Here is a 25,710-nt window from a genome sequence, read left to right as displayed (position 1 = left end):
ACCCTGCTGCTAGGATGGCGCGGGGCGGGGCACAAGCCGATTTTCCGCCCTGCCGGCTAGACCGTTGATCCGCCAAGGGCATTTGTTGGCGTCGCCATGCCCTTGATGCGGAGTGGTCGATCGCCTAAAGGAATAGCATAATACAAAGTGCGCCGAGGGCAAAAAATGTCGAATACGTTGATGGCAGGCAAACGCGGGCTGATCATGGGCCTTGCGAACGACAAATCCATTGCCTGGGGCATCGCCCGCGCCTGTGCCGAGGCCGGGGCGGAGCTGGCCTTTTCCTACCAGGGGGATGCGCTGAAGAAACGCGTGGCGCCGCTGGCCGAACAGCTGGGGTCAAACGTGGTCCTGCCCTGCGACGTCAGTGACATGGACAGCGTCGACGCGCTTTTCGCGGAGCTCGAGAAGACCTGGGGCAAGATCGACTTCCTGGTGCACGCCATCGGCTTTTCCGACAAGACCGAGCTGCGCGGCCGCTACGTCGACACGACGCGGACGAACTTCCTCAACACGATGGACATCTCGGTCTACTCCTTCACCGCCGTCGCGCAACGCGCCGAGAAGATGATGAACGAAGGCGGCGCGATGCTGACGCTGACCTATTACGGTGCCGAACAGGTGATGCCGCATTACAATGTCATGGGCATCGCCAAGGCCGCGCTCGAGGCGTCGGTGATGTACTTGGCCGAGGATCTCGGCAAGGACGGCATCCGCGTCAACGCCATCTCGGCGGGCCCGATCAAGACGCTTGCCGCCAGCGGCATCGGCGATTTCCGCTATATCCTGAAATGGAACGAGCTGAACTCGCCCCTGCGCCGCAACGTCACGATCGACGATGTCGGCAAGGCCTCGCTCTACCTGCTGTCCGATCTCGGCAGCGGCACCACGGGCGAAGTCCTCCATGTTGACGCGGGCTATCACGTGGTCGGCATGAAGGCCGTCGACGCGCCCGATATCGAGAAGACCTGACACCATGGAACCGGCCCATTTCATCGCCTTCAACCTGACACTGCTGGCCGCACTGGCCAGCCCGGGCCCGGCGATGCTGATGGCCCTGCGCACCACCCTGGTCGAGGGGCGCACTGCGGGCATCCTGACGGGCCTCGGGCTCGGCACGGTCGCGGCGGCATGGACGGGCGCAGCCCTGCTGGGCCTCGACGTGATCTTCACGCTCTTCCCCTGGGCCTACATGACGCTCAAGATCATCGGCGCCGCCTACCTGATCTACCTCGCCATCACCATCTGGCGCGAGGCGAAGACGCCTCTCGGCGCGGCCCGGACCGCCAGGCGGCGCCCGTTCGTCAGCGGCCTGCTGGTCAATTTCGCCAACCCGAAATCCGTGCTCTTCGCCTCCGCCGTTCTCGTGGTCATCTTCCCCCGCGACATGACCCTCGCGCAGAAGGCGCTGATCGTGGGCAATCACATGCTTGTCGAATTCGCCGCCTACACCGCCTTCGCCTGCGCGCTTTCGACCCGCGCGGCGCGGGATGGCTACCTCCGGCTGAAACCGGTGCTCGACCGTATCGCGGCCGGGGTGCTGGGCGCGCTCGGGCTGAAACTGGCCTTCGACCGGAGTTGACCCGGGCGAGAAGGTCCGCCTTCCGTTCGCCCTGCCTTTGCGCTAATGCGCCCGGAAAAACGACGGAGTGACGCCATGCAAGACCGCCTGCCCCACGAAAAAGGATTCCATGTCAGCTGGGACCAGCTTCACCGCGATGCCCGCGCCCTGGCGTGGCGGCTTCAGGGCGAGGCGCCGGCGGACGGCTGGAAAGCGGTCGTCGCCATCACCCGCGGCGGCATGGCCCCGGCGATGATCGTGGCGCGCGAACTCGACATCCGCACCGTCGATACGATCAGCGTGAAATCCTACAACCACCAGACCCAGAGCGCCCCGATCGTGATCAAGTCGCCTGACATGGACGTCGTCGGCGATGGCGAGGGCGTGCTGATCGTCGATGACCTCGTCGACACCGGCAAGACACTGGAAGTGGTCCGCAAACACATGCCAAAGGCCACGGTCGCCACCATCTACGCCAAGCCCATGGGGCGCGAGATGGTCGACACCTTCGTCACCGAGGTCAGCCAGGACACGTGGATCTTCTTCCCGTGGGACATGGCGCTGCAATATGTCGAGCCCTATCGCGGGGTGTGACCCACGCCGCCGGGGGGCTCAGCCCCCGGTTTCGGCCTCCCACCGGCGCTGCATCTCTTCCGGTGCCATTTCCTCGACCACCTGCCCCAGCATCCAGCGATGACCGAACGGATCCTGCACCACGGCGTTGCGGTCCCCGAAGCTCTGCGTCTTCGGCCGGCGCAAGACCATCGCCCCGGCTTGTTCCGCGCGCTCGGTCGCGGCGTCGCAATCCTCGACCCGCAGATGCAGCGTAACCGGCGTACCGCCGAGCGTATCGGGAGAAATCGCCCCGAAATCCGGATACTCGTCAGCGAGGTAGAGGATCGAACCGCCGATCTGCAACTCGGCATGACCGATCTTGCCGCTGTCCGACGGATCGGTCATCCGGAACAGCTCCGCCGCGCCGAACGCGTCGCGGTAAAAGTCGATGGCCTTCGAGGCACCCTTGGTTACGATATACGGCGTGATAGATTGTTCTGTAGACATGACAACATCCTTGCGACTGCATTTAATTTACGTTACGTTTAGTAATTAAATGAGTCAAGACAGTTCTCCTCCCCGCCGCGGGCGCCCGCCCTCGGCCGAAGCCCGCAAGAAGGCGTTGCGGGCGGCGCGCGCCATTCTGATCGAGGATGGGCTGGGCCGCCTGACCATCGACGCGGTGGCGCAGGCCTCGGGCGTCAGCAAACCCACGATCTACCGCAACTGGTCGAACGCGCAGGAACTGGCGATGGCCGCGCTGATCGACACCGCGCCGGACGCGCCTGCCGACACCACCCTTCCCCCCGACCGCGCCCTCGCCGCCCAGCTCGACCAGCTCTGCCGTGCCTTCGCCAGCACCCGCGGCCGACAGGTGGCCATGACCCTCGCAGCCGCCGATCCGGACAGCGAATTCACCAAGGCCTTCCGCAACCGCGTGATCCTCTCCAGCCGCGAAGCCGGCCGCACGGTGCTGACCCAGGCGGTCGCGGACGGGCTGTTGCCCGAGCCGGCCGACATGGACGCCCTGCTCGACATGATCTATGGGCCGCTTTTCTTCCGGGTTCTCGCCGGGCACCTTCCGCCCGGGCCGGCGCTTGCGGAAGCGATCGTCGCCCAGATTTTCGGGCCCCAGCTTGGCACCGGAGGACCGGCGCGGTAAGAGCGGGAAACACAGTTCACAGGGACCGCCCCATGACCCGCCCTTCCCGCACCGCCACCACCTTTCCCCCGCCGATCATGGCGGCCAAACGCTGGGTCGAGGGGGTGGAATTTCCCGCCGACCGCCCCCTCATCAACGTAAGCCAGGCCGCCCCGGCCGAGCCCCCGCCCGAAACGCTTCGTCAGGTCATTGCCGAGGCCGCGCTGAACCAGCCGTCGGCGCATCTCTACGGGCCCGTTTTCGGCCTTCCGGCGCTTCGTGAAGAGGTGGCCGGGCAATGGCGCCGTGCCTATGGCGGCGACATCGAGGCCGAGCAGGTTGCCATCACCTCGGGCTGCAACCAGGCCTTCTGCGCCGCGATCACCGCGCTCTGCACCGAAGGGGACGAGGTCATCCTGCCAACGCCGTGGTACTTCAATCACAAGATGTGGCTCGACATGTCGGGCGTCACCGCGGTGCCCCTGCCCACCGGCCCGGAACTCCTCCCCGATCCGGGCGAGGCCGAGGCGCGGATCACCAACAACACCCGGGCCATCGTGCTTGTGACGCCCAACAACCCGGGCGGCGTGGAGTATCCGGCCGACCTGGTCGAAAGCTTCTACCGACTGGCCCAGGCCCGCGGGCTCAAGCTGATCGTTGACGAGACCTACCGCGATTTCGACGCGCGCCCCGGCGCGGCGCATGACCTGTTCACCGATCCCGATTGGCCCGACACGCTGATCCAGCTTTACTCCTTTTCCAAGGCGTACCGCCTGACCGGGCACCGCGTCGGCGCCATGGTGGCGCAGCCGTCTCTCCTCGCCGAGGTCGAGAAGTTCCTCGACACCGTCACCATCTGCCCCAACCAGCTTGGCCAGATCGCCGCGCTCTGGGGTATGCGCAACCTCGGCCAATGGCTGGCCGGAGAGCGCGACGAGATCCTCGACCGCCGCGCCGCCATCCACGACAACATGCCCAAGATCACCCCGCAGGGCTGGCAGCTTCTGGGATGCGGCGCCTATTTCGCCTACCTGCACCATCCGTTCGACATCCCCTCGGACGAACTTGCGCCCCTGCTGGTGCGCGAGGCCGGAATTCTGCTGCTGCCCGCCACGATGTTCTATCCCGACGATGAGCCGCGGGGCGCCCGGGAATTGCGCGTGGCCTTTGCCAATGTAGACCGCCCCGCCATCGATACACTTTTCGACCGTCTGGCAGGGCTGGACCTGCCCCTTGCCCCGAATGGCAGCAGCGCGTAGACAGGCGCGGAACATCGCTGTCTTACAGGGGAAAACATGGCGAAGAAGGGCATCACGAACGCGCTTGTCTGGGGGTTGATGGGTCTGCTGATCCTGGGGCTCGGCGGCTTTGGCGTGACCAACCTGTCGGGCAGCGTGCGGTCGGTCGGCTCGGTCGGCGACTCCGACATCGACGTCGACGAGTATGCCCGGGCGCTCCAGCGCGAGATCCGCGCCGTCGAGGCCGAGCGTGGCCAACCCGTCAGCCTGTCGGAAGCGCGCGACATGGGCGTGACCGACTCGGTCCTGGCGCGGCTCATCGCGTCGGCGGCCTTCGACCATGAAGCCACGCAGATCGGCCTGTCGATCGGCGACGAGAACCTGCGCGACGAGATCGTGAACATGCAGCAATTCCAGGGTGTCGACGGCAAGTTCGACCGCGAGGGATACCGGTATGCCCTCGATCAGGCGGGTCTTTCGGAAACCGCCTTCGAGGAAGACATCCGCGCCGAAACCGCGCGCAGCTTCCTGCAGGCGTCGGTGATGGCCGGCGTCACCATGCCCGAGGGCTACATGCAGACGCTGCTGGAATATCTCGGCGAGCAACGCTCCGTCGCATGGTCGGTGCTCGAGCGGGGCGATCTGCAGACCGGCCTGCCGGTGCCTGACGAAGACGACCTTCAAGCCTATCATTCCGAGAACGAAGACCGGTTCACCATCCCCGAGCGCAAGCGCATCACCTATGCATTGCTGACGCCCGACATGCTGATCGACACGGTCGAGGTGGACGAGAAAGCCCTGCGCGACGCCTACGAGGCGCGGAATGCCGAGTTCAACCAGCCCGAGCGGCGGCTGGTCGAACGGCTGGTCTTCGGCAACGAGGAGGCGGCCCGGGCCGCGTTCGAGAAGATCGAAAGCGGCGAGGCCACCTTTGAAGAGCTTGTGGCGAACCGCGGGCTGGAGCTTTCCGATATCGACCTTGGCGACGTGTCCAAGACCGATCTCGGCGGTGCCGGCGAGGAGGTGTTCGCGGCCTCCACCGGTGACGTGGTCGGCCCGCTGCCCTCGTCCGTTGGCCCTGCCCTGTTCCGCATCAACGCGGTACTGTCCGAGCAGGTCGCCAGCTTCGAGGAAGCCGAACCCGACCTGCGCGCCGAACTGGCCGCCGACCGGGCCCGCCGCGTTATCGACAGCCGCATCGATGCGGTCGACGACCTTCTGGCCGGCGGCGCCACGATCGAGGACCTGGCCGACGAAACCGATCTGGAGCTTGGCCAGATCGACTGGCACGAGGGCGTGAGCGACGGCATCGCCGCCTACGAATCCTTCCGCAGCGCGGCCAACGCCCTGTCCGAGGATGACTACCCCGAAGTGATCCAGCTGGACGAGGGCGGCATCTTCGCCATGCGCCTCGACGAGGTCGTGCCGCCCGAGGTGCAGCCGCTCGACGAGGTGCGCGACGCCGTCACCGCCGCATGGGAAGCCGACGCGCTCGTCACCGAGCTGAAGGCCCAGGCCGAGCCGCTGGTGGCCGAGCTGTCCAACGGCGAAAGCCTCGAGGATGTGGGCCTGGCGGTCGACGGGTCGGAAACCATGACCCGCCGCGATTTCCGCGCCGAGGTGCCGCCCGCCTTCATCGAGACGGTGTTCGGCATGGAAGAAGGCGGCGCCACGATGATCGAGGGCAATGGCCGCATCTTCGTGATCAAGCTGAACGAGATCCTTCCCCCCGATGCCGAGGACGGCGACCTCGAAGAGCTTCAGGGCGCATTGCAGCAACGCGCCGCGACCAGCCTGTCGCAGGACCTGTTCCAGCTGCTGGCCAACGACATCCGCGCGCGCGCCGGCATCAACCTGGACCAGGCGGCGCTCAACGCCGTGCATTCGAACTTCCGGTAGAAGGCACCCAAGGTGGAATTGACTCCCTCTTTCGAAACCTTCGCCGAGGGTTACAGCGCCGGAAAGAACCAGGTCGTCTATGCCCGGCTCGCGGCCGATCTCGATACGCCCGTTTCGCTGATGCTCAAGCTGACAGGGGCCGCTCAAGACGCCTTCATGCTGGAATCCGTCACCGGCGGCGAGGTTCGCGGACGTTACTCGATCATCGGCATGAAGCCCGACCTGATCTGGCAGTGCCACGGCACCACCAGCCGCATCAACCGTCAGGCCCGTTATGACGGCGCCGCATTCGAGGACCAGGAAGGCGGCCCACTCGACAACCTGCGCGCCCTGATTGCCGAGTGCCGGATCGACCTGCCCGACGACCTCCCCGCCGCGAGCGCCGGGCTCTTCGGCTACCTCGGCTATGACATGATCCGGCTGGTCGAGCACTTGCCGAACGTCAACCCCGACCCGCTCGGCGTGCCCGACGCGCTGATGCTGCGCCCCTCGGTCGTCGCCGTGCTGGACGGGGTAAAGGGTGACGTGACCGTGGTGGCCCCCGCGTGGGCCGATGCCGGACTCTCTGCCAGGGCCGCCTATGCCCAGGCCGCCGAACGGGTGATGGATGCCGTGCGCGACCTCGACCGCGCCCTGCCCCAGACCAGCCGCAACCTGGGCGAGGCTCATGAAGACGCGCCGCCCGTGTCGAACTTCACCCGCGAGGCTTATCGCGAGGCGGTCGAGAAGGCCAAGGAATACATCCGCGCCGGCGACATCTTCCAGGTCGTCCCCAGCCAGCGCTGGACCCAGCCGTTCCGCCAGCCGCCCTTCGCGCTCTACCGAAGCCTCCGGCGCACCAACCCGTCGCCCTTCATGTTCTACTTCAATTTCGGCGGCTTCCAGGTGGTCGGTGCCAGCCCGGAAATCCTCGTGCGGGTGTTCGACAAGCAGGTGACCATCCGCCCCATCGCCGGCACCCGCCCCCGCGGCGCCACGCCCGAGGAGGACCGCGCGAACGAAACCGACCTTCTGGCCGACCGGAAGGAACTGGCCGAGCACCTGATGCTGCTCGACCTCGGCCGCAACGACGTGGGCCGGGTCGCGAAGATCGGCAGCGTCCGCCCAACCGAGGAATTCATCATCGAGCGTTACAGCCACGTCATGCACATCGTCTCGAACGTGGTGGGCGAGTTGGCCGAGGATCAGGATGCCCTCTCGGCCCTGCTCGCGGGCCTTCCCGCCGGCACGGTCAGCGGCGCCCCCAAGGTCCGCGCGATGGAGATCATCGACGAGCTCGAACCCGAGAAACGCGGCGTCTATGGCGGCGGCGTGGGATATTTCAGCGCGGGCGGCGACATGGATATCTGCATCGCGCTGCGCACCGCGCTGGTGAAGGACGAAAAGCTCTATATCCAGGCCGGCGGCGGCGTCGTCTATGACAGCGACCCGGATGCCGAGTACATGGAAACCGTTCACAAATCGAACGCCATCCGCCGCGCGGCGGCCGATGCCGCCCGGTTCACTGGCGACGGGAACGGCTGAGGAACCGTTCAGGCCTTTCGGCTGCGCTTGTCTGACGACTTCCGCGCCTCAGGGCGCGAAAGCGGTACGGGCGGCACCTCGTCGCCCGACGGGCCCAGCACCTGCGTCACCTTGCTCACCGCCCCGTCCGGCATCAACTCGAACCCTGTCCGCTTGATCCGCTGAAGCACCCGCGCCGCAAGGTTCGGGTTGCGCTGGTTGTACATCTTCTTCCGCAGGAACCAGAACAGGAACCGCTCATAGGGGAACTCCGCGCCACCGATCTCCTTCAGCGCTTTCTCGGCCTCCTCATCCGTGCGCACGGTCCAGGCACAGGCCGCGAAATCGCTCCGTCCGAACAGGATCGCCGGCACGCGATGAAACAGCCCCTCGAAAGAGGCCCCCGAACAGATGGACACCGAACAATACGCCCCCTCCAGAAGGTCGTGAATATTGGCGTCGATGACCTGCACGTCCGGCTCGTTTTCGGCCAGCCTCAGCGCGTGGGCCGAGGCGATGGTTTCCGGGAACTTCGGATGCGGCTTGATCAGCACCCTGCGCCCCTGCCGGTATCGCATCACGAGATCCAGCATCTCGGTCTCCATCATGTGCATGCTGCGCAGCACCGGGTCGGACAGGCCCTGCAGGAAGACGATAATCGCGTCCTGCCCGATAGCCTCCCTGCGCTCGGGCTGGTCATATTTCGAAACACCCCGCTCCACCGTCTTGCCATGGAGCGCGTTGAAGAACTTCTTCGCCTGCCTGTCATTCACCCCCGCCAGCCGCGGATTGGCATTGATCATCGAGCTGTCGCACAGGACGCCCCGCTGATCGAGATACCAGTAGGGCCAGACATAGGCGATGCCGCAATTGAGCAGGTTGAACCGTCGCAGGAACCCGTGATGGACGAGGTGGAAATCGTCCTTCGAATAGGTGCTCAATTCGGTCGTCGACGGCCGCTCGACGAAATTCACCTCCAGCCCCATGCGCCGCAGTTCCGGCGCGATCCGGCCATAGAGCCCGAATCCCGCCTGCCCGTGCCGGTCCAGCAGGTTGCCCGGCACATGGATGAGGAGTTTCGGCGCTACCATCGGCGGATCGTCCATGACCACTGCGCGGGATCCTCGAAGATCAGCTCGCTGACCACATCGTTGAAATGCTGCATCATCTTCTTCGGCTCCCCCGGCGGGATCGGCGCCGCCATGTGTACCCGAAACCGGCTGTGCCGCCCCTGCCGCAGAACGAAACACGGGATTAGCGGCGCGCCATGCGCCAGTGCCAGCTTCGCGGGCGTCAGCGAGGTCGGCGCCTTGCGCTGCCCCAGGAACCGCAGCCGCGCGCCCCGCCGATCACGATGGTCACCCAGCATCACCACCGGGTTTCCGTCGCCAAGGAAGGAAATGAAATCCTTCAGACTGCCCTCGTATTGCCGGTGCTTCCGGTGGCCGATCTTAAACCCCACCTGCCCCATCTGGCCCAGCACCCGTTCGAACCGGCTGTCCAGCAGCAGGTTGCCCCGCGTCCGGTACAGGAACCCCGCCCTGATCCCCAGCGCGGTCAGCATCTGAAGGCCCACCACGTAATTCCCCACATGCCCCGTCAGCAGGATGACCGGCTTGACCGCTTCCACCGCTTCGAAGAACGGCGCCTTCCCCGGCCCTTCGATCTCGGGCTTCCCCAAAGCGGGCAGGAATCGCTCCGCATTCATGATCTCGCCGTAGAACCGCGCCTGGTTCCCCAGGATGCGCCGTTCGAGCCCCCGGCGCGCCCGGTCGCTTTCATCCGCGAAGACCCGCGCAAGGTTGGCCCGGACGATGTCGCGCTGTCCCGACAGCCGGGCAAAGATCGCGCGGTACCACCACGCCACCCACAGCACCCGAGCACGAAACACAACCGACACGACTGACAAACCCCGGACAACCCCGATGACAGTGATACCAGATTTTTCCTCTGCGGGGGAAAACGTGCGATTCTGGGCCGAAAGAAAGGTTTCAATTGGCCGGCCCGCGCGGCTATCTGGGGCCATGACCCGCGTGATCCTGTTCAACAAGCCCTACGGCGTGCTTTCGCAATTCACCGACAAGGGCACCGAGGGCAGCACACGCCCGACCCTGTCGGCCTATATCGACGTGCCGGGCGTCTATCCCGCCGGGCGGCTCGACCGCGACAGCGAGGGGCTGCTGGTGCTCACCGATAATGGCCGGCTGCAGGCCCGCATCGCCGATCCGAAGCACAAGCAGGAGAAGACCTATCTCGTTCAGGTCGAGGGCACCCCGGACGAGGCGGCGCTGGCCGCGTTACGGGGCGGCATCGACCTGAAAGACGGCCGCACCCGCCCCGCGAAGGCCCGGTTCATCGACCCGCCCCAAATATGGGAGCGTGACCCGCCGATCCGCTATCGCAAGTCGGTGCCCGATTGCTGGCTGGAACTGACAATATCCGAGGGCCGCAACAGACAGGTGCGGCGGATGACGGCCCATGTGGGCCACCCCACCCTGCGCCTCGTCCGCTGGCGCATCGGCGGCTGGACGATCGACGACCTCGCCCCCGGCGAATGGAAGGAGGCCGACAGCGACAAGGCGCCCTGAGCGCTTGCGTGCTGACCTACTGCTCCGCCTTCAGCACGGCGGATACCGGCGCCAGCGCCACGCTGCCGGCCCGGTCCTGTAGCCCCCACAGCAGCAGCGCGCTCACCGTCTCGGCCCTCAACCGGCCCACCATCACCACACCCTGCTCCTGCTGCCCGGCCTTGAACGCCGCCTGGTCGAGGAACCTCCGGATCACCGTGGCATCCTGCCCTTCGCTGTCGAAATCACGGAACACCGACACCACCGGCACGCCCTGCCGCGACATCAGCTTCTGCGCCGTATCAAGCCCGTTGGGAAACAGCACCAGCCCGTGCCCGCTGTCCTGAAGGATGGGGATCAATTGCTCGGTCGCCGCCCGGCTGGCCTGAAGCCCGCCATCGAGCCCCTCCATCACCGCCACGGCCTCCGGCACGGCGCCGAGGTAGGACTGCATCGCCACCTCCGCATCCGTCGCCCCCGCCCCCGGCGGCAGGTCCGCCATGGCCAGCACTTCCAGCCCCGCCGCCCGGTATTTCTCGGCGGCCTCTGCCGCCCCCGGCCAACTGGCATCGACCGCATAGCTGATCGGATAGGGAAAATCGGCCAGCGCCTCGAAGCTGATCGGGCTGCTGCCGTCATCGATCAGCACGATCGCCATGAGCGGTTTGCCCTCCGGGTTGGAAAACGGGGCTGCATAGGCTTCCAGCGGCGGCGGGTTGTCTTCCTGGGCGGACCCGTCATCGCTGACGGAAGGCAGACGGTCGGTCGTAACACCCTCGGCCAGGTCGCCGATCGTTCCGGACGGCTCGTCCGGCGCCTCGTCGAGAACCGCCATGTCCTCGCCCGAGGTCTCCTGGTCCGCCATCTCCTGATCGGAGGCCTCCTGATCGGCAAGCTCCTCCTCGGCGACGTCCTGACCGTCCGTTTCGTCTTCAGGCGGCACCGCGTCCTGCGGCTCGACCTCAATGGTGCCGGCGTCTTCGAGCTCTACCTGCGGTTCCGGTTCCGCGACGTCCGGGGCCGTCTCCATCTCGTCCTGCGCCGGGAATGCGCCGCTCTCCTCCTCGACCTCGGGCTGTATCGGCTGGGCCGGCTCCGTCGAGATCGACAGGTCATCCTCGCTATCGGGCGCTTCCGGCGCCAGCGCCTGCGGGCTGGGCAGAACCGGTTCGTCGCTGTCGACGTCTACCCCGGCATTGTTCGACTGGGCTTCGGGCGAGTTCAGCGTGCTCTCCGCACTCCCCGTCTGCGGCTGCGAGGTCGGCGCGGTGTCGGCACTCTCGAGAGAGCTCAGATCGTCGGGTTCCGGCGCCTCGACCTTGGGCGCGCTGTCGGCGCTCGGCGTTTCGTCGGCGGCGGGCAACTGGGCCTCTGTATCCTCGCGCGACTGGTTGAACTCCGACGCGGCGGGCACTTCGACCTCCGTCGCCTCCGGCGGCGCCTGGTTGGGAAGCGACGTCATCACCGACGCCGTCCCGAGCGCCAAACCGGAAAGAATTGTCCCCGTCAGAAAACCGCCCAATACCCCGCGTAGCACCAATCCTGCCCTCTTTATTGCCGTTTCGTTACCTTTGCGCCCCTTGACGGTGCCTTGCAACCCTGAACAAGTATACCGCGACTGAGACCCCGGGCTAAAGCCCCCCAATCCCGTCAGGATGCTCGAAATGCTGCTACTGATCGATAATTACGACAGTTTTACCTACAACCTGGTGCATTACGTGGGTGAACTCGGGGCCGAGGTGGTGGTGCGGCGCAACGACGCCCTGAACGTGCAGGAGGCGATGGCGATGAACCCCGCCGGCATCCTGCTGTCGCCCGGCCCCTGCGACCCGGACCAGGCGGGCATCTGCCTCGCCCTGACCGAAGCCGCGGCCGAGACGAAGACGCCGCTGCTGGGCGTCTGCCTCGGGCACCAGACCATCGGGCAGGCCTTCGGCGGCAAGGTCATCCGCCATTCCGAGATCGTCCATGGCAAGATGGGCCATATCCGCCACACCGCCCGGGGCCTTTTCGCCGGCCTGCCATCGCCCTTCGAGGCGACCCGCTATCATTCCCTCGTGGTCGAGCGCAGCTCCTGCCCGGAAGCCCTTGAAATCACGGCCGAACTCGAAGACGGCACCATCATGGGGCTGCAGCATCGCGATCTGCCGATCCACGGTGTCCAGTTCCACCCCGAATCAATCGCCTCCCAGCACGGGCACGCGCTGCTGAAGAATTTCCTCGACATCATGAAGGTGCCCGCATGAGCGACATCAGACCCCTGATCGGCATCGCCGCCGACCGCGCCCTTTCCCGCGAGGAGGCCGAAGCCGCCTTCAACTGCCTCTTCGAGGGCGAGGCCACCCCGGCCCAGACCGGCGGCTTCCTGATGGCTCTGCGCACCCGCGGCGAGACGGTCGACGAATACGCCGCCGCCGCCTCGGTCATGCGCGCGAAATGCAACAAGGTCAACAGCTTGCCCGGCGCCATGGATATCGTCGGCACCGGCGGCGACGGCAAGGGCACGCTCAACATCTCGACCGCGACGGCCTTCGTCGTCGCCGGCGCGGGCGTGCCCGTGGCCAAGCACGGCAACCGCAATCTCAGCTCCAAATCCGGCGCGGCGGACGCGCTGACGCAACTGGGCGTCAACGTGATGGTCGGCCCGAAAGTCGTTGAAAAGGCTCTGAAAGCCGCCGGCATCGCCTTCATGATGGCGCCCGTGCATCACCCCGCCATGGCCCATGTCGGCCCGGTGCGCACCGAGCTCGGCACCCGCACCATCTTCAACATCCTCGGCCCCCTGACCAACCCCGCCGGCGTCAAGCGCCAGCTTACCGGCGCCTTCGCCCGCGACCTGATCCGCCCGATGGCCGAAACGCTCGGCAAACTCGGCTCCGAACGCGCCTGGCTCGTCCATGGCAGCGACGGCACCGACGAGATGACCATCACCGGCACCACCTGGCTGGCCGCGCTGGAAGAGGATGGCAGCATCCGCGAAACCGAGGTTCACCCCGAAGATGCCGGACTGCCCGTCCACCCGTTCGAGGATATCCTCGGCGGCACGCCGCAACAGAACGCCGACGCCTTCCGCGCGCTCCTTGACGGCGCGCCCGGTGCCTACCGCGACGCCGTGCTGCTCAACGCGGCCGCCGCGCTGGTTGTCGCCGGGAAAGCCGAAACCCTGAAAGACGGGGTGGACCTTGCCCGCGAAAGCCTCGATAGCGGGGCCGCCAAGGCGAAGATCGAAACCCTCGCCCAAGTCACATCGGAGGCCGCATGAGCACGCCCACGATCCTTGAGGAAATCAAGGCCTACAAACTCGAAGAAATCGCCGCCGCCAAGCAGGCCACCAGCCCCGAGGAAATCGAGGCTCAGGCCGAGGCGGCCCCTGCGGTCCGGCCCTTCGCCGACGCGCTCCTGCAAGCCAGCAAGACAGGCTTCGGCCTGATCGCCGAGATCAAGAAGGCCAGCCCCTCCAAGGGCATGATCCGCCCCGATTTCGACCCGCCCGCGCTGGCCAAGGCCTACGAGGAAGGCGGCGCCGCCTGCCTTTCGGTGCTGACCGACACGCCCAGCTTCCAGGGCTCGCCCGAATTCCTCAAGCAGGCCCGCGCGGCCTGTGAACTGCCGGTCCTGCGCAAGGATTTCATGTACGACACCTACCAGGTCGCCGAGGCGCGCGCCTGGGGCGCCGACTGCATCCTGATCATCATGGCCTCGGTCACCGACGAGCAGGCCGCCGAACTGGAAGCCGCGGCCACGCGCTGGGGCATGGACGCCCTCATCGAGGTCCACAACAAGGCCGAGCTCGACCGCGCCGCTCTTCTCAAGTCGAAGCTCATCGGCATCAACAACCGCGATCTCAACACTTTCGAAACCACGCTCGACACCTCGCGTGAACTCTCACGGCTTGTGCCCCCGGAAAAGATCATCGTCTGCGAAAGCGGCCTGACCGGCCCCGGGGATCTTGCCGAAATGGCCCGCTACGGCGCCCGCTGCTTCCTGATCGGCGAGGCGCTGATGCGGCAGGAGGACGTGACGACCGCCACCAAGGCCATGCTCGACGTGCCCACCGTGCCCGGGGGGATGATGTGAGCGGCCTGACCCATTTCGACGGTGACGGCCATGCGCATATGGTCGATGTCTCCGAAAAGGACGTGACCGCGCGCATCGCCGTGGCCGAGGGCCACGTGAAGATGGCCCGCGAAACCTTTGATATCATGGCAGAAGGTCGCGCCAAGAAAGGCGATGTTCTGGCCGTCGCGCGGCTTGCCGGGATCATGGGCGCCAAGAAAACGGCCGAGCTGATCCCGCTGTGCCACCCGCTGCCCATCACCAAGGTCTCGGTCGACCTCACCCCCGATGCCGACCTGCCGGGCGTGCGGATCGAGGCGACGGTCAGGACCACCGGCCAGACCGGGGTCGAGATGGAGGCCCTGACCGCCGTCAGCACCGCCGCGCTCACCGTCTACGACATGCTCAAGGCCGTCGACCGGGCCATGGAGATCGGCGGCACCCGCGTGAAACTGAAAGACGGCGGAAAATCAGGTCGTTACGAGGCGTCATGATCTCGGTCGACGAGGCCCTCTCGCACCTGTTTTCCCTCGTGGCCCCGCTGGAACGCGAATCCGTCCCCCTGCAGGAGGCCGCGAGTCGCATTCTCGCCGAACCCGCCACCGCCCGGCGCGACCAGCCCCCCTTTCCGGCCTCGGCCATGGACGGCTACGCGGTCCGCTCCGATGAGGCAGCTCCCGGCGCCCGGCTCGAGGTGATCGGCGAGTCCGCGGCGGGCCATGGTTTCCCCGGCAACGTGAAACCCGGCCAGGCCGTCCGCATTTTCACCGGCGCCCCAGTGCCCCAAGGCGCAGACCGTGTCGTGATCCAGGAAGATGTCACGCGCGAGGGCGACACGATCACCCTTGGCGACCGTCTCGACGAAGGCCCTCACATCCGCCGCAAGGGCATCGACTTTGCCACCGGCGACACCATCGACGTGCCCCGCCTCCTCACACCGTCGGACATCGCGCTTCTGGCCGCGATGAACATCCCGCAGGTGATGGTCACCCGCAAACCCGTCGTGGCGCTCATTTCCACCGGCGACGAACTGGTCATGCCGGGCGACGATCCCGGCCCGGACCAGATCATCGCGTCGAACACCTTTGGCCTCAAGGCGATGCTCGAACAGATGGGTGCCTCGGCCCGCCTTCTGCCCATCGCCCGCGACAACACCCCCTCCCTCGAAATGGCCTTCGACCTTGCCGAGGGCGCCGACCTCGTCGTCACCATCGGCGGCGCCTCGGTGGGCGATCATGACCTCGTGGGCGACGTCGCCGCCAGCCTCGGGATGGAGCGCAGTTTCTACAAGGTGAAGATGCGCCCCGGCAAACCGCTCATGGCCGGCCGCATGGGCCGCGCCGCGATGGTGGGCCTTCCGGGCAACCCGGTCTCGGCCATGGTCTGCGGCCACGTCTTCCTAGCGCCCATGATCCGCCTGATGCTGGGCCTCCCTGCCGCGCCCGCCCCGCGCCGCACGGCACGGCTGGCACAGGACATCCCCGCCAACGGCCCGCGCGAGCATTACATGCGCGCAACCCTCTCGGGCGGCGAACTCACCCCGGCCGAGCGGCAGGACAGCTCGCTCCTCTCCGTCCTGGCCCGCGCCAACGCCCTGATGATCCGCCCGCCCGACGATCCCGCCCGCGCGAAGGGCGACGGCATCGACTATATCCCCCTCTGACTTATCCACAGGTTTTGTTCACCAGAGTTGACACAAAACGGGAACATGCGTAGAACAAACGTAAACGTATGGTCGCGGAGGACGTGCAACATGCTGACCAAGAAACAACTCGATCTGCTGGAATTCATTCACAAACGGGTCCAGCGCGACGGCGTACCGCCAAGCTTCGACGAGATGAAGGATGCGCTCGACCTGCGGTCGAAATCGGGCATCCACCGCCTGATCACGGCGCTCGAGGAACGCGGCTTCATCCGCCGCCTCGCCCACCGGGCCCGGGCGCTGGAAATCGTGAAACTGCCCGAAAGCCTCGGCGGCACAGCCGGCGGGTTCGAACCCCGGGTGATCGAGGGCGACAGGCCCGACGCGGCGGCCCCGGCCAATGCCATGCCGGTCGCCCATGCGGCGGCCACGGAACTGCCCCTCATGGGTCGCATCGCCGCCGGTGTCCCGATCGAGGCCATCGCCCATGCAAGCCACAACGTCGCCGTGCCCGGCGACATGCTCAGCGGCAAGGGCCATCACTACGCGCTTGAAGTCAAAGGCGATTCGATGATCGGCGTCGGCATCAACGATGGCGACGTGGTGGTGATCCGGGAAACCGGAACGGCTGATAACGGCGATATCGTCGTGGCCCTGGTCGAGGATCAGGAAGCCACGCTCAAGAAATTCTACCGCAACGGCAACGCCATCGCGCTCGAGGCGGCGAACCCCGCCTACGAAACCCGCGTATTGCCCGAGGACAAGGTGCGCGTACAGGGCAAGCTGGTCGGCCTGATCCGCACCTACTGAGTGTTCCAGTGAGTGTTCCAGAGCCGCGCGCCGGTCACCTCGCGCGCGGTCACCTGCCTGATCTTGCCGCCCTCGTCGAAGAGGGCAATCGCCCCGGTGGCGCGCAGCGTCTCCGGCGTGATCACGCGACAGGGCAGCTCCACCACCGGCATGGCCGTCAGCACGATCCAGTCCTCGGGGCGGCAGGTGGTCAGCGCCTCCGCCGCCCGCTTGCCCGACAGGGCGATGACGGGCCACCCCGTCGCTGCCACGTCCCCCCAGCGTTCATGCGCGGCCGCCTGTTCCTCTGCATCGCCATCGTTCTCCAGCCAGATATCCGCGACGAAACCCGCCCCCCGCGGCTTGCTCAGGGCGCGGCCCTCCTCGGTCATCACCCCCACCAGCGCGCCCGTGTCGGAAATGAGCACATCGGGCCGTACCGTCTGCGCCCAAAGCACGAAACCAAGCGCCGCGGGCGCCAGCCCCGCCACACGGAACCGCCCCTGCCACAGGATCAGCAGCAGCGCCCCGCCGGCAATCAGCGGCAGTACCGCCGGCCCCGGCCCCGGCACCGTGCCCCTTGCCCCCTCGAGCTCAGAAATCCAGTGCGCCACGCCAAGGATCCAGCCCAGCCCCTGCCCCATGAGCCAGAGCGGCAGCCACTCCAGCCCGACCGGCAGCAGACACACCGAAACCAGCGCCGCCGGCATCACCAGCACCCCCATCAGCGGCACACTCAGCAAGTTGGCAGGCAGGCCGTAATGGGCAATCTGATTGAAATGCGCCGCCGCGATCGGCGCCGTGGCCAGCCCCGCCACCAATGACGAGACCGCCACCGCCACCGCCGGCCGAAACCAGCGCGGCCCGAGCGAGACCTCATGATCCCGGAACCAGCCGAACACCACGACCAGCGCGGTCGTCGCCGCAAAGGACATCTGGAAGCCGGGCCCAAGCATCGCCTCCGGCCGCAGCACCAGCACGATCAGCGCCGCCATCGCCACCGCCCTCAGCGACAGCGCCCGCCGGTCCGCCATCACCGCAAACAGCATCACCGCCACCATCACGAAGGCCCGCTCGGTCGCCACGTTGCCCCCGGACAGCGAATAATACCCCGCCGCCGCCACCACGGCGACGCCGGCCGCAATCTTCTTCGACGGCAGGCGCAGGCCCAGGTAGGGAACCGCCGCGAAGCCCAGCCGCACCGCCCCGAAGACCACCCCGGCCAGAAGGCCGAGGTGCAGCCCCGAAATGGCCAGCAAATGCGCGAGGTTGGAAATCCGCAAGGCTTCAAGCGTGTCCTGCCCGATCCCCGACCTGTCCCCGGTCATGATCGCCGCGGCAAAGGCGCCCGTCTCGCCCGGCAGCCGTTCCTGAACCCTGTCCGACAGCCACATCCGCGCCTTGAACAGCCACTGCCCCCCGCCCGCAGGCTCCAGCAACAACACCGGCGTGCGCGTGTACCCCACCGCCCCCAGTCGCTTGAACCAGGCGTGCCGCTGGAAATCGAACCCGGCCGGCTCCACCGGGCCGGCGGGCGGCGACAGGTGCCCGGTCAGGATCACCGTCATCCCCGGCGCGGGCTCCAGGTAGCCTTGAACCCCATGCAGTGAAACCCGCACCCGCTCCGGCGTCCGCCCCGGCGAGACTCGCGCAAGCACCACCCGGTCGAGCGTCAGCCGCAGCGCGTCCGACCCCGACCTGTCGATCCCCACGATCCGCCCCTCGACCGGGCCATAATAACGCCATGTCAGCACAGGCGCCTTGACCATATGCGCCCTGGCCCCCGCGATACAGATGCCGGTCGCGACAAGCGCCAAGGCCAGCCATACCGGCGACAGCAACGCCCCGGTGCGGATCGAAAGAACCACGAACACCACCGCCATCCCGCCGATCCAGAAATACTGCACCGCGGTCGGTTCGACCTTCTGCGCGAAGTAGAGCCCGACACCTGTCGCCAGCGCCACGGGCGCCCAGCAAAACAGTTGCCCGCGCTGCGCCAACCACGCGGAAACGGCGCTATGGACGAGTTCCAAGACTTGTTTCCCCTCCGGCGGGCCGATAGACAGTCATGGAAAACTGATCCGTTCGATATCCCCCAAAACCGTTACCGAAAGGTTAATCCAGAAAGGACCCTGCCCGACATGTCCCAGACGGTCGTCACCCGATTTGCCCCTTCTCCCACCGGCTTTCTGCATATCGGCGGGGCGCGGACGGCGCTGTTCAACTGGCTCTATGCGCGGGGCCGCGGCGGGAAATTCCTTCTGCGGATTGAGGATACCGACCGCGCCCGCTCGACCCCCGAGGCGACGCAGGCGATCCTCGACGGGCTCGCATGGCTCGGCCTCGACCATGACGGCGAGGCGGTCAGCCAGGCGGCCGGCGCCGAGCGACATGCCGAGGTGGCCCGCGAGCTGCTGGACAAGGGCAAGGCCTTCAAATGCTTCTCGACCCAGAACGAGATCGAAACCTTCCGCGAGGCCGCCCGCGCCGAGGGCCGCTCCACCCTCTTCCGGAGCCCCTGGCGCGATGCCGATCCTTCCACGCACCCGGATGCGCCTTACGTCATCCGCATCAAGGCCCCACGCGACGGCAGCACCGTCATCCGCGACGAGGTGCAGGGCGACGTCACCATCCGCAACGACCAGCTCGACGACATGGTCCTGTTACGCAGCGATGGCACACCGGTCTACATGCTGGCCGTCGCCGTGGATGATCATGACATGGGTGTCACGCACGTGATCCGGGGGGATGACCACCTCAACAACGCCGCCCGGCAGATGATGATCTACCAGGCGATGGGCTGGCCCCTGCCCGTTTACGCCCATATCCCGCTGATCCACGGACCCGACGGCAAGAAGCTGTCGAAACGCCACGGCGCGCTCGGCGTCGAGGAATACCAGCGCATGGGCTACCCGGCGGCGGGCATGCGCAACTACCTTGCCCGGTTGGGCTGGAGCCATGGCGACGACGAATTCTTCACCGACGCCCAGGCGCAGGACTGGTTCGACCTCTCCGGCATCGGCAAGTCGCCCGCCCGGTTCGACTTCAAGAAGCTCGACAATCTCAGCGGCCAGCACATCGCGGCATCCGACGATGCTGCACTGCTGCATGAGCTGCTCCAGTTCCGCGAGATCACCGGCGCCCCGCCCTTGGATGACGCAAAGACAGCCTTGCTGGAATCCGGCATGTACTGCCTCAAGGAGCGCGCCAAGACCTTCCCGGAACTCCTTGAAAAAGCGGCGTTTATCCTGACCGACCGCCCGATCGAACCCGACGAGAAGGCGGCGAAGAACCTTGACGATGTATCCCGTGGTATACTGAGGCAATTGACGCCGCATATGCAAAATGCTAGGTGGACCCGTGAGGATCTGGAGGCTGCCGCCACGCAGTTCGCCGAGTCCATTGATACCAAATTCGGCAAGCTGGCGGGCCCGATGCGGGCCGCACTGGCCGGCCGGGCTGCGACACCTAGCGTGTTCGACATGATGCTCGTGCTGGGGCGGGAAGAATCCCTTGCCCGGCTCGAGGATGCCGCCTGCGAGAGTGGTTGACCGTCTCGAAAGGCCAGATGAGAGTAACCTGCCCGAAAGCATTGAACCGCGCGGGCGTGACGAGGGAGGACCCTTATGGCTGACAGTACCAAATCCGCGAAACTGACGATCGACGGAACCGACTACGAACTGCCGATCCTATCGCCGACCGCCGGCCCCGACGTGATCGATATCCGCAAGCTTTACGGCAAGGCGGGCGTGTTCACCTATGATCCGGGCTTCACCTCCACCGCCAGCTGCGACAGCACCATCACCTTCATCGACGGTGCCAAGGGCGAGCTGCTGCACCGCGGCTACCCGATCGACCAGCTGGCCGAGAAATCGCATTTCCTCGAGGTCTGCTACCTGCTGCTCTATGGCGAACTGCCCTCGGCCGCACAGCTCGAGGATTTCGAGGATCGGGTGACCAACCACACCATGCTGCACGAACAGATGCACTTCCTGTTCCGCGGCTACCGCCGGGATGCGCACCCGATGGCGATCATGGTGGGCGTGGTCGGGGCCCTCTCGGCCTTCTACCACGACTCGACCGACATCAACGACCCGTGGCAGCGCGAGGTCGCCTCGATCCGCCTGGTCGCCAAGATGCCGACCATTGCGGCCATGGCCTACAAGTATTCCATCGGCCAGCCCTTCGTGTACCCGCGCAACGACGTCGACTATGCCTCGAACTTCCTGCGCATGTGCTTTGCCGTCCCGGCCGAGGATTACGAGGTGAACCCGATCCTGAGCCGCGCGATGGACCGGATCTTCACCCTCCACGCCGACCACGAGCAGAACGCCTCGACCTCGACCGTGCGCCTCGCCTCCTCATCGGGCGCCAACCCCTTCGCCTGCATCGCGGCGGGCATCGCCTGTCTCTGGGGCCCGGCCCATGGCGGCGCCAACCAGGCCTGCCTCGAAATGCTGCGCGAAATCGGCACGGTCGACAAGATCCCCGAATACATCGCCCGCGCCAAGGACAAGAATGACGAGTTCCGCCTGATGGGCTTCGGCCACCGGGTCTACAAGAACTTCGATCCTCGCGCCAAGGTGATGAAACAGTCGGCCGACGAGGTGCTCGACCTCCTCGGGATCGAGGACAACCCGACCCTGCAGGTCGCCAAGGAGCTCGAGAAGGCCGCGCTGGAAGACGATTACTTCGTCGACAAGAAGCTCTTCCCGAACGTCGATTTCTACTCCGGCATCATCCTCGAGGCGATGGGCTTCCCCACCTCGATGTTCACGCCCATCTTTGCGCTCAGCCGCACGGTCGGCTGGATCTCGCAGTGGAAGGAAATGATCGCCGATCCCCAGCTCAAGATCGGCCGCCCGCGCCAGCTCTACCAGGGCGCCACGCTGCGCGACTACGTGGATATCGAGAAGCGCTGAGCGCCGTCACCGAGAAGAAATCAGCCCCGGGCAGACCTCCTGCCCGGGGCTTTTTCATGGAAATCGGTTAAAATCGCCGGCTTGTAATCGGCGCGGATTCACCACCTGTTTTCCCTCGTTCTGCCATACCCGCCGGATATTCCAACGGGCGACAGGCATCATGACCCATCGAGCAACGCATATCCCCCCAAATCCCCCGGCAGCCATCCTGCGCCGGCCGGCAGAAGCCACGCCGGTCCCCAGCGCGGCCCGGGCCGTGGCACAGGTCGAACGCGGCACCCTGCCGGGTTTCCTCAGAACGTCGCTGGAACGTGAGAGCTACTGGAGGGAAAGCGAAGGCCCGGTCCGCATCACCGCCTTCGACCCGCGCAAACATGTCCTGTCGCTGGAATTCGACGCCGGCGCGCCCATGCCGCTTCTCACCATCGAAACGGATGAAGACCGCGCCGTAAGCGCCCTGATGGCAAACGGAAAACCCGTGGCGGTGCTGTTCCTCGACGACACCGGCTTCACGCTCGACAACGTCGCCGTCACGCAAACGCCCCGTTGACGGGCCTCAGCGGCCCTCGAACTTCGCCGTCCGCTTCTCCTGGAAGGCCACCACGCCTTCCTTGAAATCACGCGAGTTGCCGCATTCCCCCTGAAGCCGCGCTTCAAGGTCGAGCTGCGCATCCAGCCCGTTCTCCCAGCTTCCCCGGATCGCCTGTTTCAGGTTCCGATAGGCCGCCGTCGGCCCATTCGCCAGGTGCTCCGCCCGCGCCCGCCAATGCGTATCGAACTCCGCATCCGGCACCGCTTCCCAGATCATGCCCCATTGGTCCGCCTCGCGGGCGCTGATCGGCTCCGCGAACAGCGCCGCCCCCATCGCCTTCGCCGCCCCCATCTGCCGGGGCAGCCAGAACGTGCCGCCCGCATCGGGAATGAGGCCGATCCGCGTAAACGCCTGCAGGAAATACGCGCTCTCCGTCGCGATCACCACGTCCGCCACCAGCGCAAGATTCGCCCCCGCCCCCGCCGCCGGGCCGTTCACGGCGGAAATCGTCGGCACCAGGCATTCACTGATCGCCTTGAGCATCGGCACGTACTCGTCCCGCAGGACGCGTTCGAGGTCGAGCGACGCGGCCGACCCACTGTCGGACAGGTCCTGCCCCGAACAGAACGCCTTGCCGTTCCCGGTCAGCACGATCACCCGCGCCTCCCGCCCGGCGAAACGCATCGCGTCGGTAATCTCTGCCCGCATCTGGGTGTTCAGCGCGTTCATCCGGTCCGGCCGGTCAAGCCGCAGCACGGCGATGTCGTTCTCGATCTCGAGCGTGATGGTCTGGTACTGTTTCACGGGGGTGCGCCTTTCCAAGTCTCACGCCAAAGCTCTAGCCGCAAACCATGCGGCGGGCCAAGCCCGACGATGCGTCATTCCTTCATGATCTCGCGCAGCCGCGCCTGTTCCTCGTCCGTCAGCCCCGCCTCGGCCTGCGGCGCGGCCTGTGACCGCCGGCGCACGAAGACCACGCCGATCGCCGCGCCCAGCAGCAGCATCGCCGGCCCCGCCAGCCACAGCACGAGGTTCGATCCGCCGGTCTGCGGCTTCAGCAGCACGTACTCGCCATACCGGTCGACGATGTAATCCACGACCTCTTCATCCGTATCCCCCGCCAGCAGCCGCTCTCGCACCAGCACGCGCAGGTCGCCGGCCAGGTCGGCATTGGAGTCGTCGATGCTCTCGTTCCGGCACACGACACAGCGCAGCCCCGCGGAGATATCCCGCGCCCTCGCCTCGAGCGCCGGATCGTCCAGCATCTCGTCCGGCTGCACCGCGAACAGCGGCCCCGCCACAAGGCAAAGCAAAAGCACCAGCCGCCTCATTCCGCCGGCACCCCCTGCGCCCGCGTGCGGCGCGCGCCTGCCGCCACCCGATACCGCCGGTCCGACAGCGACAGCGCCCCGCCGATCGCCATCAGGATGGCCCCGCCCCAGATCCAGTTCGCCAGCGGCTTGTAATAGGTCCGCACCGCCCAGCCCCCGCCGGTCTGCGGATCGCCGATCACCACGTAGACATCGCGCAGGAACCCGTTATCCAGCGCCGCCTCGGTCGTCGGCATCCCCGCCACGGGATAGACCCGCTTCTCCGGATGCATCGTGGCGATCACGTCACCATCCTTGGCCAGCGTGAAATCCCCCATGGTCGAGCGATAGTTCGGCCCTTCAACCTGCCTCACGCCATCGAGCGTCAGGGTAAATCCCGCCACCTCGAAGCTGCCGCCCTCCTGCACCACGCGGATATCCTCGACCTCCCATGCGGTCATCGCGGCCACGCCCGCCATCGTCACGCCGAGGCCCGCATGGGCCACCGTCTTGCCCCAGTCGCCCCGCGGCAGTCGCCGCAACCGGCCCAGCCTGTCGCCGCCCCGCCCGGTGCGCGACCAGATATCCGTCACCGCCCCGCCGATCAGCCACGCGGCCAGGAACAGCCCCACCGGCCCCACAGCACTCCGCCCGGTCTGCATCGCCCACGCCAGCACGCCAACAGCCACGGCCAGCACGAAAACCGGCGCCAGCTTCCGCAGCACCCGGCCCACCTGCGCCCGCTTCCATGACAGCATCGCGCCCACCGGCAACAGCAGCCCCAGCGCGATCATGAACGGCGTGAAGGCCAGGTTGAAAAACGGCGCCCCGACCGACAATTTCCGGTCAAAGAACATCTCGGCCACCAGCGGCCAGATCGTGCCCACGAACACCACGAAGGCCGCAACGCCCAGCAAAAGGTTGTTCACCACCAGCACCGACTCGCGGCTCACCAGCCCGAACACCCCCTTCGACTGCATGACACCCGCGCGCGCCGCGAACAGCGTCAGCCCCAGCATCATGAACGCGGCCAGGATCAGCAAAAGGAACACCCCCCGCTCCGGGTCCGACGCGAAGGCGTGCACCGAGGTGATCACCCCCGACCGGGTGATGAACGCCCCGATCATCGAGAAGCCAAACGCGATGATCGCCAGCAGGATCGTCCAGCTTTTCAGGCTTTCCCGCTTCTCCACCACCACCGCCGAATGCAGCAGCGCCGCCGCGATCAGCCAGGGCATGAAGCTCGCATTCTCTACCGGATCCCAGAACCAGAACCCGCCCCAGCCCAGCTCGTAATAGGCCCACCATGAGCCCAGCCCGATGCCGATGGTCAGGAACACCCACGCCGCCAGCGTATAAGGCCGCACCCACCGGCCCCAGGCCGCATCGACGCGCCCCTCGATCAGGGCCGCCACGGCAAAGGAGAAGGTCATCGAAAGGCCGACATAGCCGAGGTAGAGAAAGGGCGGATGGAAGGCGAGGCCCGGGTCCTGCAACAGCGGGTTGAGGTCCGTGCCGTCGAACGGCGGCACCGCCATGCGCAAAAACGGGTTCGAGGTGAACAGGATGAAGGCGAAGAACGCCGCCCCGATCATCCCCTGCACCGCCAGCACCCGCGCCTTCAGCGTCGGCGGCAACTCCCGCCCGAACCACGCCGCGAAGAAGCCGAACAGCGTGACGATCAGCACCCACAGCAGCATCGAGCCCTCGTGGTTCCCCCACACGCCGGTGATCTTGTACAGCATCGGCTTCAGCGAATGGCTGTTCTGCACCACCAGCTGCAGCGAGAAGTCCGAGGTCACGAAGGCCCACATCAGCGCCAGGAACGACCCGGCGGACAGCAGGAACTGCAACACCGCCGCCGGTTCCGCCGCCGACATCCAGCCGGCCCAGCCCTTGTGGGCGCCGACAAGCGGAACGAGGGACTGAAAGCACGCCACGAAGAAGGCGAGGATCAGGGCGAAGTGACCAAGCTCGGTAATCATGCGCCCCTTA

25 protein-coding genes are annotated in these 25,710 nt (G+C 66.5%); 17 read left to right on the top strand and 8 right to left on the bottom strand.

The features are described 5' to 3' along the window. Positions 1 to 165 precede the first annotated feature (165 nt). The 3 genes from fabI to gpt all read left to right on the top strand — a co-directional run bounded on the left by fabI (position 166) and on the right by gpt (position 2,155). Positions 166 to 972, top strand: a complete 807-nt coding sequence (fabI, locus tag ACO07J_RS08220) for an enoyl-ACP reductase FabI (protein ID WP_300892604.1) — start codon at positions 166 to 168, stop codon at positions 970 to 972. Positions 973 to 976: 4 nt separating this feature from the next. After that, a complete protein-coding gene (locus tag ACO07J_RS08215; RefSeq protein WP_422028047.1) occupies positions 977 to 1,582 on the top strand; it encodes a LysE family translocator in 606 nt (201 codons plus the stop codon). A gap of 75 nt (positions 1,583 to 1,657) precedes the next feature. Continuing rightward, positions 1,658 to 2,155: a xanthine phosphoribosyltransferase gene (gene gpt / locus ACO07J_RS08210; protein ID WP_422028045.1), complete on the top strand. Its 498-nt coding sequence runs from the start codon at positions 1,658 to 1,660 to the stop codon at positions 2,153 to 2,155. Between the two features lie 18 nt (positions 2,156 to 2,173). On the opposite strand, the gene ACO07J_RS08205 is transcribed toward gpt, so the two are convergent. After that, positions 2,174 to 2,623, bottom strand: coding sequence for a VOC family protein (locus tag ACO07J_RS08205; RefSeq protein ID WP_422028043.1), 450 nt, complete (start codon positions 2,621 to 2,623; stop codon positions 2,174 to 2,176). A 49-nt stretch (positions 2,624 to 2,672) separates the two neighbouring features. Between ACO07J_RS08205 and ACO07J_RS08200 the strand changes: the two genes are divergently transcribed. Genes ACO07J_RS08200 through trpE form a run of 4 tightly spaced genes read left to right on the top strand, consistent with a single transcriptional unit; the run spans position 2,673 to position 7,918 of the window. Next, positions 2,673 to 3,278 (top strand): TetR/AcrR family transcriptional regulator, encoded by a 606-nt coding sequence (locus ACO07J_RS08200; RefSeq protein ID WP_422028041.1) that lies wholly within the window; start codon positions 2,673 to 2,675, stop codon positions 3,276 to 3,278. A gap of 32 nt (positions 3,279 to 3,310) precedes the next feature. Continuing rightward, positions 3,311 to 4,516 (top strand): aminotransferase, encoded by a 1,206-nt coding sequence (locus ACO07J_RS08195; RefSeq protein WP_422028039.1) that lies wholly within the window; start codon positions 3,311 to 3,313, stop codon positions 4,514 to 4,516. Between the two features lie 36 nt (positions 4,517 to 4,552). Continuing rightward, positions 4,553 to 6,394: a peptidyl-prolyl cis-trans isomerase gene (locus ACO07J_RS08190; RefSeq protein WP_422028037.1), complete on the top strand. Its 1,842-nt coding sequence runs from the start codon at positions 4,553 to 4,555 to the stop codon at positions 6,392 to 6,394. Between the two features lie 12 nt (positions 6,395 to 6,406). After that, complete coding sequence (gene trpE, locus ACO07J_RS08185) at positions 6,407 to 7,918, top strand: anthranilate synthase component I (RefSeq protein ID WP_422028035.1); 1,512 nt, start codon at positions 6,407 to 6,409, stop codon at positions 7,916 to 7,918. Between the two features lie 8 nt (positions 7,919 to 7,926). On the opposite strand, the gene ACO07J_RS08180 is transcribed toward trpE, so the two are convergent. Further along, entirely contained in the window at positions 7,927 to 9,009 is a 1,083-nt protein-coding gene (locus tag ACO07J_RS08180; RefSeq protein WP_422028033.1) for a hypothetical protein, read from the bottom strand. Further along, on the bottom strand, positions 8,982 to 9,797 hold the full coding sequence (locus tag ACO07J_RS08175; protein WP_422028031.1) for a lysophospholipid acyltransferase family protein: 816 nt from the start codon (positions 9,795 to 9,797) through the stop codon (positions 8,982 to 8,984). Before ACO07J_RS08175 ends, ACO07J_RS08180 begins: the two co-directional genes overlap by 28 nt. Before the next feature lie 124 nt (positions 9,798 to 9,921). Between ACO07J_RS08175 and ACO07J_RS08170 the strand changes: the two genes are divergently transcribed. Then, positions 9,922 to 10,485 (top strand): rRNA large subunit pseudouridine synthase E, encoded by a 564-nt coding sequence (locus ACO07J_RS08170; protein ID WP_422028029.1) that lies wholly within the window; start codon positions 9,922 to 9,924, stop codon positions 10,483 to 10,485. A 16-nt stretch (positions 10,486 to 10,501) separates the two neighbouring features. Here ACO07J_RS08170 and ACO07J_RS08165 read toward each other — a convergent pair whose 3' ends face one another. Next, positions 10,502 to 11,926 (bottom strand): divergent polysaccharide deacetylase family protein, encoded by a 1,425-nt coding sequence (locus ACO07J_RS08165; RefSeq protein ID WP_422028027.1) that lies wholly within the window; start codon positions 11,924 to 11,926, stop codon positions 10,502 to 10,504. A 202-nt stretch (positions 11,927 to 12,128) separates the two neighbouring features. Between ACO07J_RS08165 and ACO07J_RS08160 the strand changes: the two genes are divergently transcribed. The 6 genes from ACO07J_RS08160 (at position 12,129) to lexA (ending at position 16,972) form a co-directional block, all read left to right on the top strand. After that, positions 12,129 to 12,710, top strand: a complete 582-nt coding sequence (locus ACO07J_RS08160; RefSeq protein ID WP_422028025.1) for an anthranilate synthase component II — start codon at positions 12,129 to 12,131, stop codon at positions 12,708 to 12,710. Next, on the top strand, positions 12,707 to 13,726 hold the full coding sequence (gene trpD / locus ACO07J_RS08155) for an anthranilate phosphoribosyltransferase (RefSeq protein WP_422028023.1): 1,020 nt from the start codon (positions 12,707 to 12,709) through the stop codon (positions 13,724 to 13,726). Before ACO07J_RS08160 ends, trpD begins: the two co-directional genes overlap by 4 nt. Further along, positions 13,723 to 14,541, top strand: a complete 819-nt coding sequence (gene trpC, locus ACO07J_RS08150; protein WP_422028021.1) for an indole-3-glycerol phosphate synthase TrpC — start codon at positions 13,723 to 13,725, stop codon at positions 14,539 to 14,541. The genes trpD and trpC overlap by 4 nt, the downstream gene beginning before the upstream one ends. Further along, a complete protein-coding gene (gene moaC / locus ACO07J_RS08145; protein ID WP_422028019.1) occupies positions 14,538 to 15,014 on the top strand; it encodes a cyclic pyranopterin monophosphate synthase MoaC in 477 nt (158 codons plus the stop codon). The genes trpC and moaC overlap by 4 nt, the downstream gene beginning before the upstream one ends. Further along, complete coding sequence (gene glp / locus ACO07J_RS08140; RefSeq protein WP_422028017.1) at positions 15,011 to 16,183, top strand: gephyrin-like molybdotransferase Glp; 1,173 nt, start codon at positions 15,011 to 15,013, stop codon at positions 16,181 to 16,183. Before moaC ends, glp begins: the two co-directional genes overlap by 4 nt. Positions 16,184 to 16,273: 90 nt before the next feature. Beyond that, positions 16,274 to 16,972, top strand: a complete 699-nt coding sequence (gene lexA, locus ACO07J_RS08135) for a transcriptional repressor LexA (protein ID WP_422028015.1) — start codon at positions 16,274 to 16,276, stop codon at positions 16,970 to 16,972. Here the strand turns inward: lexA and ACO07J_RS08130 are convergent. Further along, positions 16,966 to 18,984 (bottom strand): ComEC/Rec2 family competence protein, encoded by a 2,019-nt coding sequence (locus ACO07J_RS08130; RefSeq protein WP_422028013.1) that lies wholly within the window; start codon positions 18,982 to 18,984, stop codon positions 16,966 to 16,968. The genes lexA and ACO07J_RS08130 overlap by 7 nt on opposite strands. 108 nt (positions 18,985 to 19,092) lie before the next feature. Here ACO07J_RS08130 and gltX point away from each other — a divergent pair, with 108 nt between their 5' ends. The 3 genes from gltX to ACO07J_RS08115 all read left to right on the top strand — a co-directional run bounded on the left by gltX (position 19,093) and on the right by ACO07J_RS08115 (position 22,423). Beyond that, positions 19,093 to 20,502 carry a glutamate--tRNA ligase gene (gene gltX / locus ACO07J_RS08125; RefSeq protein ID WP_422028011.1) on the top strand — a complete coding sequence of 470 codons (1,410 nt, stop codon included), beginning with the start codon at positions 19,093 to 19,095 and terminating at the stop codon, positions 20,500 to 20,502. 75 nt (positions 20,503 to 20,577) lie between these two features. After that, positions 20,578 to 21,873: a citrate synthase gene (gene gltA, locus ACO07J_RS08120; protein ID WP_422028010.1), complete on the top strand. Its 1,296-nt coding sequence runs from the start codon at positions 20,578 to 20,580 to the stop codon at positions 21,871 to 21,873. Between the two features lie 160 nt (positions 21,874 to 22,033). Beyond that, on the top strand, positions 22,034 to 22,423 hold the full coding sequence (locus ACO07J_RS08115) for a hypothetical protein (protein WP_422028008.1): 390 nt from the start codon (positions 22,034 to 22,036) through the stop codon (positions 22,421 to 22,423). A 6-nt stretch (positions 22,424 to 22,429) separates the two neighbouring features. On the opposite strand, the gene ACO07J_RS08110 is transcribed toward ACO07J_RS08115, so the two are convergent. The 3 genes from ACO07J_RS08110 to ACO07J_RS08100 all read right to left on the bottom strand — a co-directional run bounded on the left by ACO07J_RS08110 (position 22,430) and on the right by ACO07J_RS08100 (position 25,700). Then, the gene (locus ACO07J_RS08110; protein ID WP_422028006.1) at positions 22,430 to 23,209 is read right to left on the bottom strand and encodes an enoyl-CoA hydratase-related protein; all 780 of its coding nucleotides are present in this window, start codon (positions 23,207 to 23,209) and stop codon (positions 22,430 to 22,432) included. 74 nt (positions 23,210 to 23,283) lie between these two features. Beyond that, positions 23,284 to 23,736, bottom strand: a complete 453-nt coding sequence (locus tag ACO07J_RS08105; RefSeq protein ID WP_422028004.1) for a cytochrome c-type biogenesis protein — start codon at positions 23,734 to 23,736, stop codon at positions 23,284 to 23,286. Next, positions 23,733 to 25,700 carry a heme lyase CcmF/NrfE family subunit gene (locus ACO07J_RS08100; protein WP_422028002.1) on the bottom strand — a complete coding sequence of 656 codons (1,968 nt, stop codon included), beginning with the start codon at positions 25,698 to 25,700 and terminating at the stop codon, positions 23,733 to 23,735. Before ACO07J_RS08100 ends, ACO07J_RS08105 begins: the two co-directional genes overlap by 4 nt. Between the last annotated feature and the right edge of the window lie 10 nt (positions 25,701 to 25,710).

The organism is Roseovarius sp. (assembly GCF_965228755.1).
In the GTDB taxonomy this organism is placed as follows: Bacteria; Pseudomonadota; Alphaproteobacteria; order Rhodobacterales; family Rhodobacteraceae; genus Roseovarius.
The sequence above is the reverse complement of the archived record's forward strand: the minus strand, read 5'-3'. Positions and strand labels throughout refer to the sequence as shown.

Coding starts and splice junctions, on each gene's coding strand:
- ACO07J_RS08115 (WP_422028008.1), top strand. CDS start 22,034: ATGACCCATCGAGCAACGCATATCCCCCCAAATCCCCCGGCAGCCATC.
- trpD (WP_422028023.1), top strand. CDS start 12,707: ATGAGCGACATCAGACCCCTGATCGGCATCGCCGCCGACCGCGCCCTT.
- ACO07J_RS08205 (WP_422028043.1), bottom strand. CDS start 2,623: ATGTCTACAGAACAATCTATCACGCCGTATATCGTAACCAAGGGTGCC.
- ACO07J_RS08165 (WP_422028027.1), bottom strand. CDS start 11,926: ATGACGTCGCTTCCCAACCAGGCGCCGCCGGAGGCGACGGAGGTCGAA.
- trpC (WP_422028021.1), top strand. CDS start 13,723: ATGAGCACGCCCACGATCCTTGAGGAAATCAAGGCCTACAAACTCGAA.
- ACO07J_RS08105 (WP_422028004.1), bottom strand. CDS start 23,736: ATGAGGCGGCTGGTGCTTTTGCTTTGCCTTGTGGCGGGGCCGCTGTTC.
- gltX (WP_422028011.1), top strand. CDS start 19,093: ATGTCCCAGACGGTCGTCACCCGATTTGCCCCTTCTCCCACCGGCTTT.
- ACO07J_RS08200 (WP_422028041.1), top strand. CDS start 2,673: ATGAGTCAAGACAGTTCTCCTCCCCGCCGCGGGCGCCCGCCCTCGGCC.
- ACO07J_RS08100 (WP_422028002.1), bottom strand. CDS start 25,700: ATGATTACCGAGCTTGGTCACTTCGCCCTGATCCTCGCCTTCTTCGTG.
- ACO07J_RS08195 (WP_422028039.1), top strand. CDS start 3,311: ATGACCCGCCCTTCCCGCACCGCCACCACCTTTCCCCCGCCGATCATG.
- ACO07J_RS08190 (WP_422028037.1), top strand. CDS start 4,553: ATGGCGAAGAAGGGCATCACGAACGCGCTTGTCTGGGGGTTGATGGGT.
- fabI (WP_300892604.1), top strand. CDS start 166: ATGTCGAATACGTTGATGGCAGGCAAACGCGGGCTGATCATGGGCCTT.
- gpt (WP_422028045.1), top strand. CDS start 1,658: ATGCAAGACCGCCTGCCCCACGAAAAAGGATTCCATGTCAGCTGGGAC.
- ACO07J_RS08160 (WP_422028025.1), top strand. CDS start 12,129: ATGCTGCTACTGATCGATAATTACGACAGTTTTACCTACAACCTGGTG.
- lexA (WP_422028015.1), top strand. CDS start 16,274: ATGCTGACCAAGAAACAACTCGATCTGCTGGAATTCATTCACAAACGG.
- ACO07J_RS08170 (WP_422028029.1), top strand. CDS start 9,922: ATGACCCGCGTGATCCTGTTCAACAAGCCCTACGGCGTGCTTTCGCAA.
- gltA (WP_422028010.1), top strand. CDS start 20,578: ATGGCTGACAGTACCAAATCCGCGAAACTGACGATCGACGGAACCGAC.
- glp (WP_422028017.1), top strand. CDS start 15,011: ATGATCTCGGTCGACGAGGCCCTCTCGCACCTGTTTTCCCTCGTGGCC.
- ACO07J_RS08215 (WP_422028047.1), top strand. CDS start 977: ATGGAACCGGCCCATTTCATCGCCTTCAACCTGACACTGCTGGCCGCA.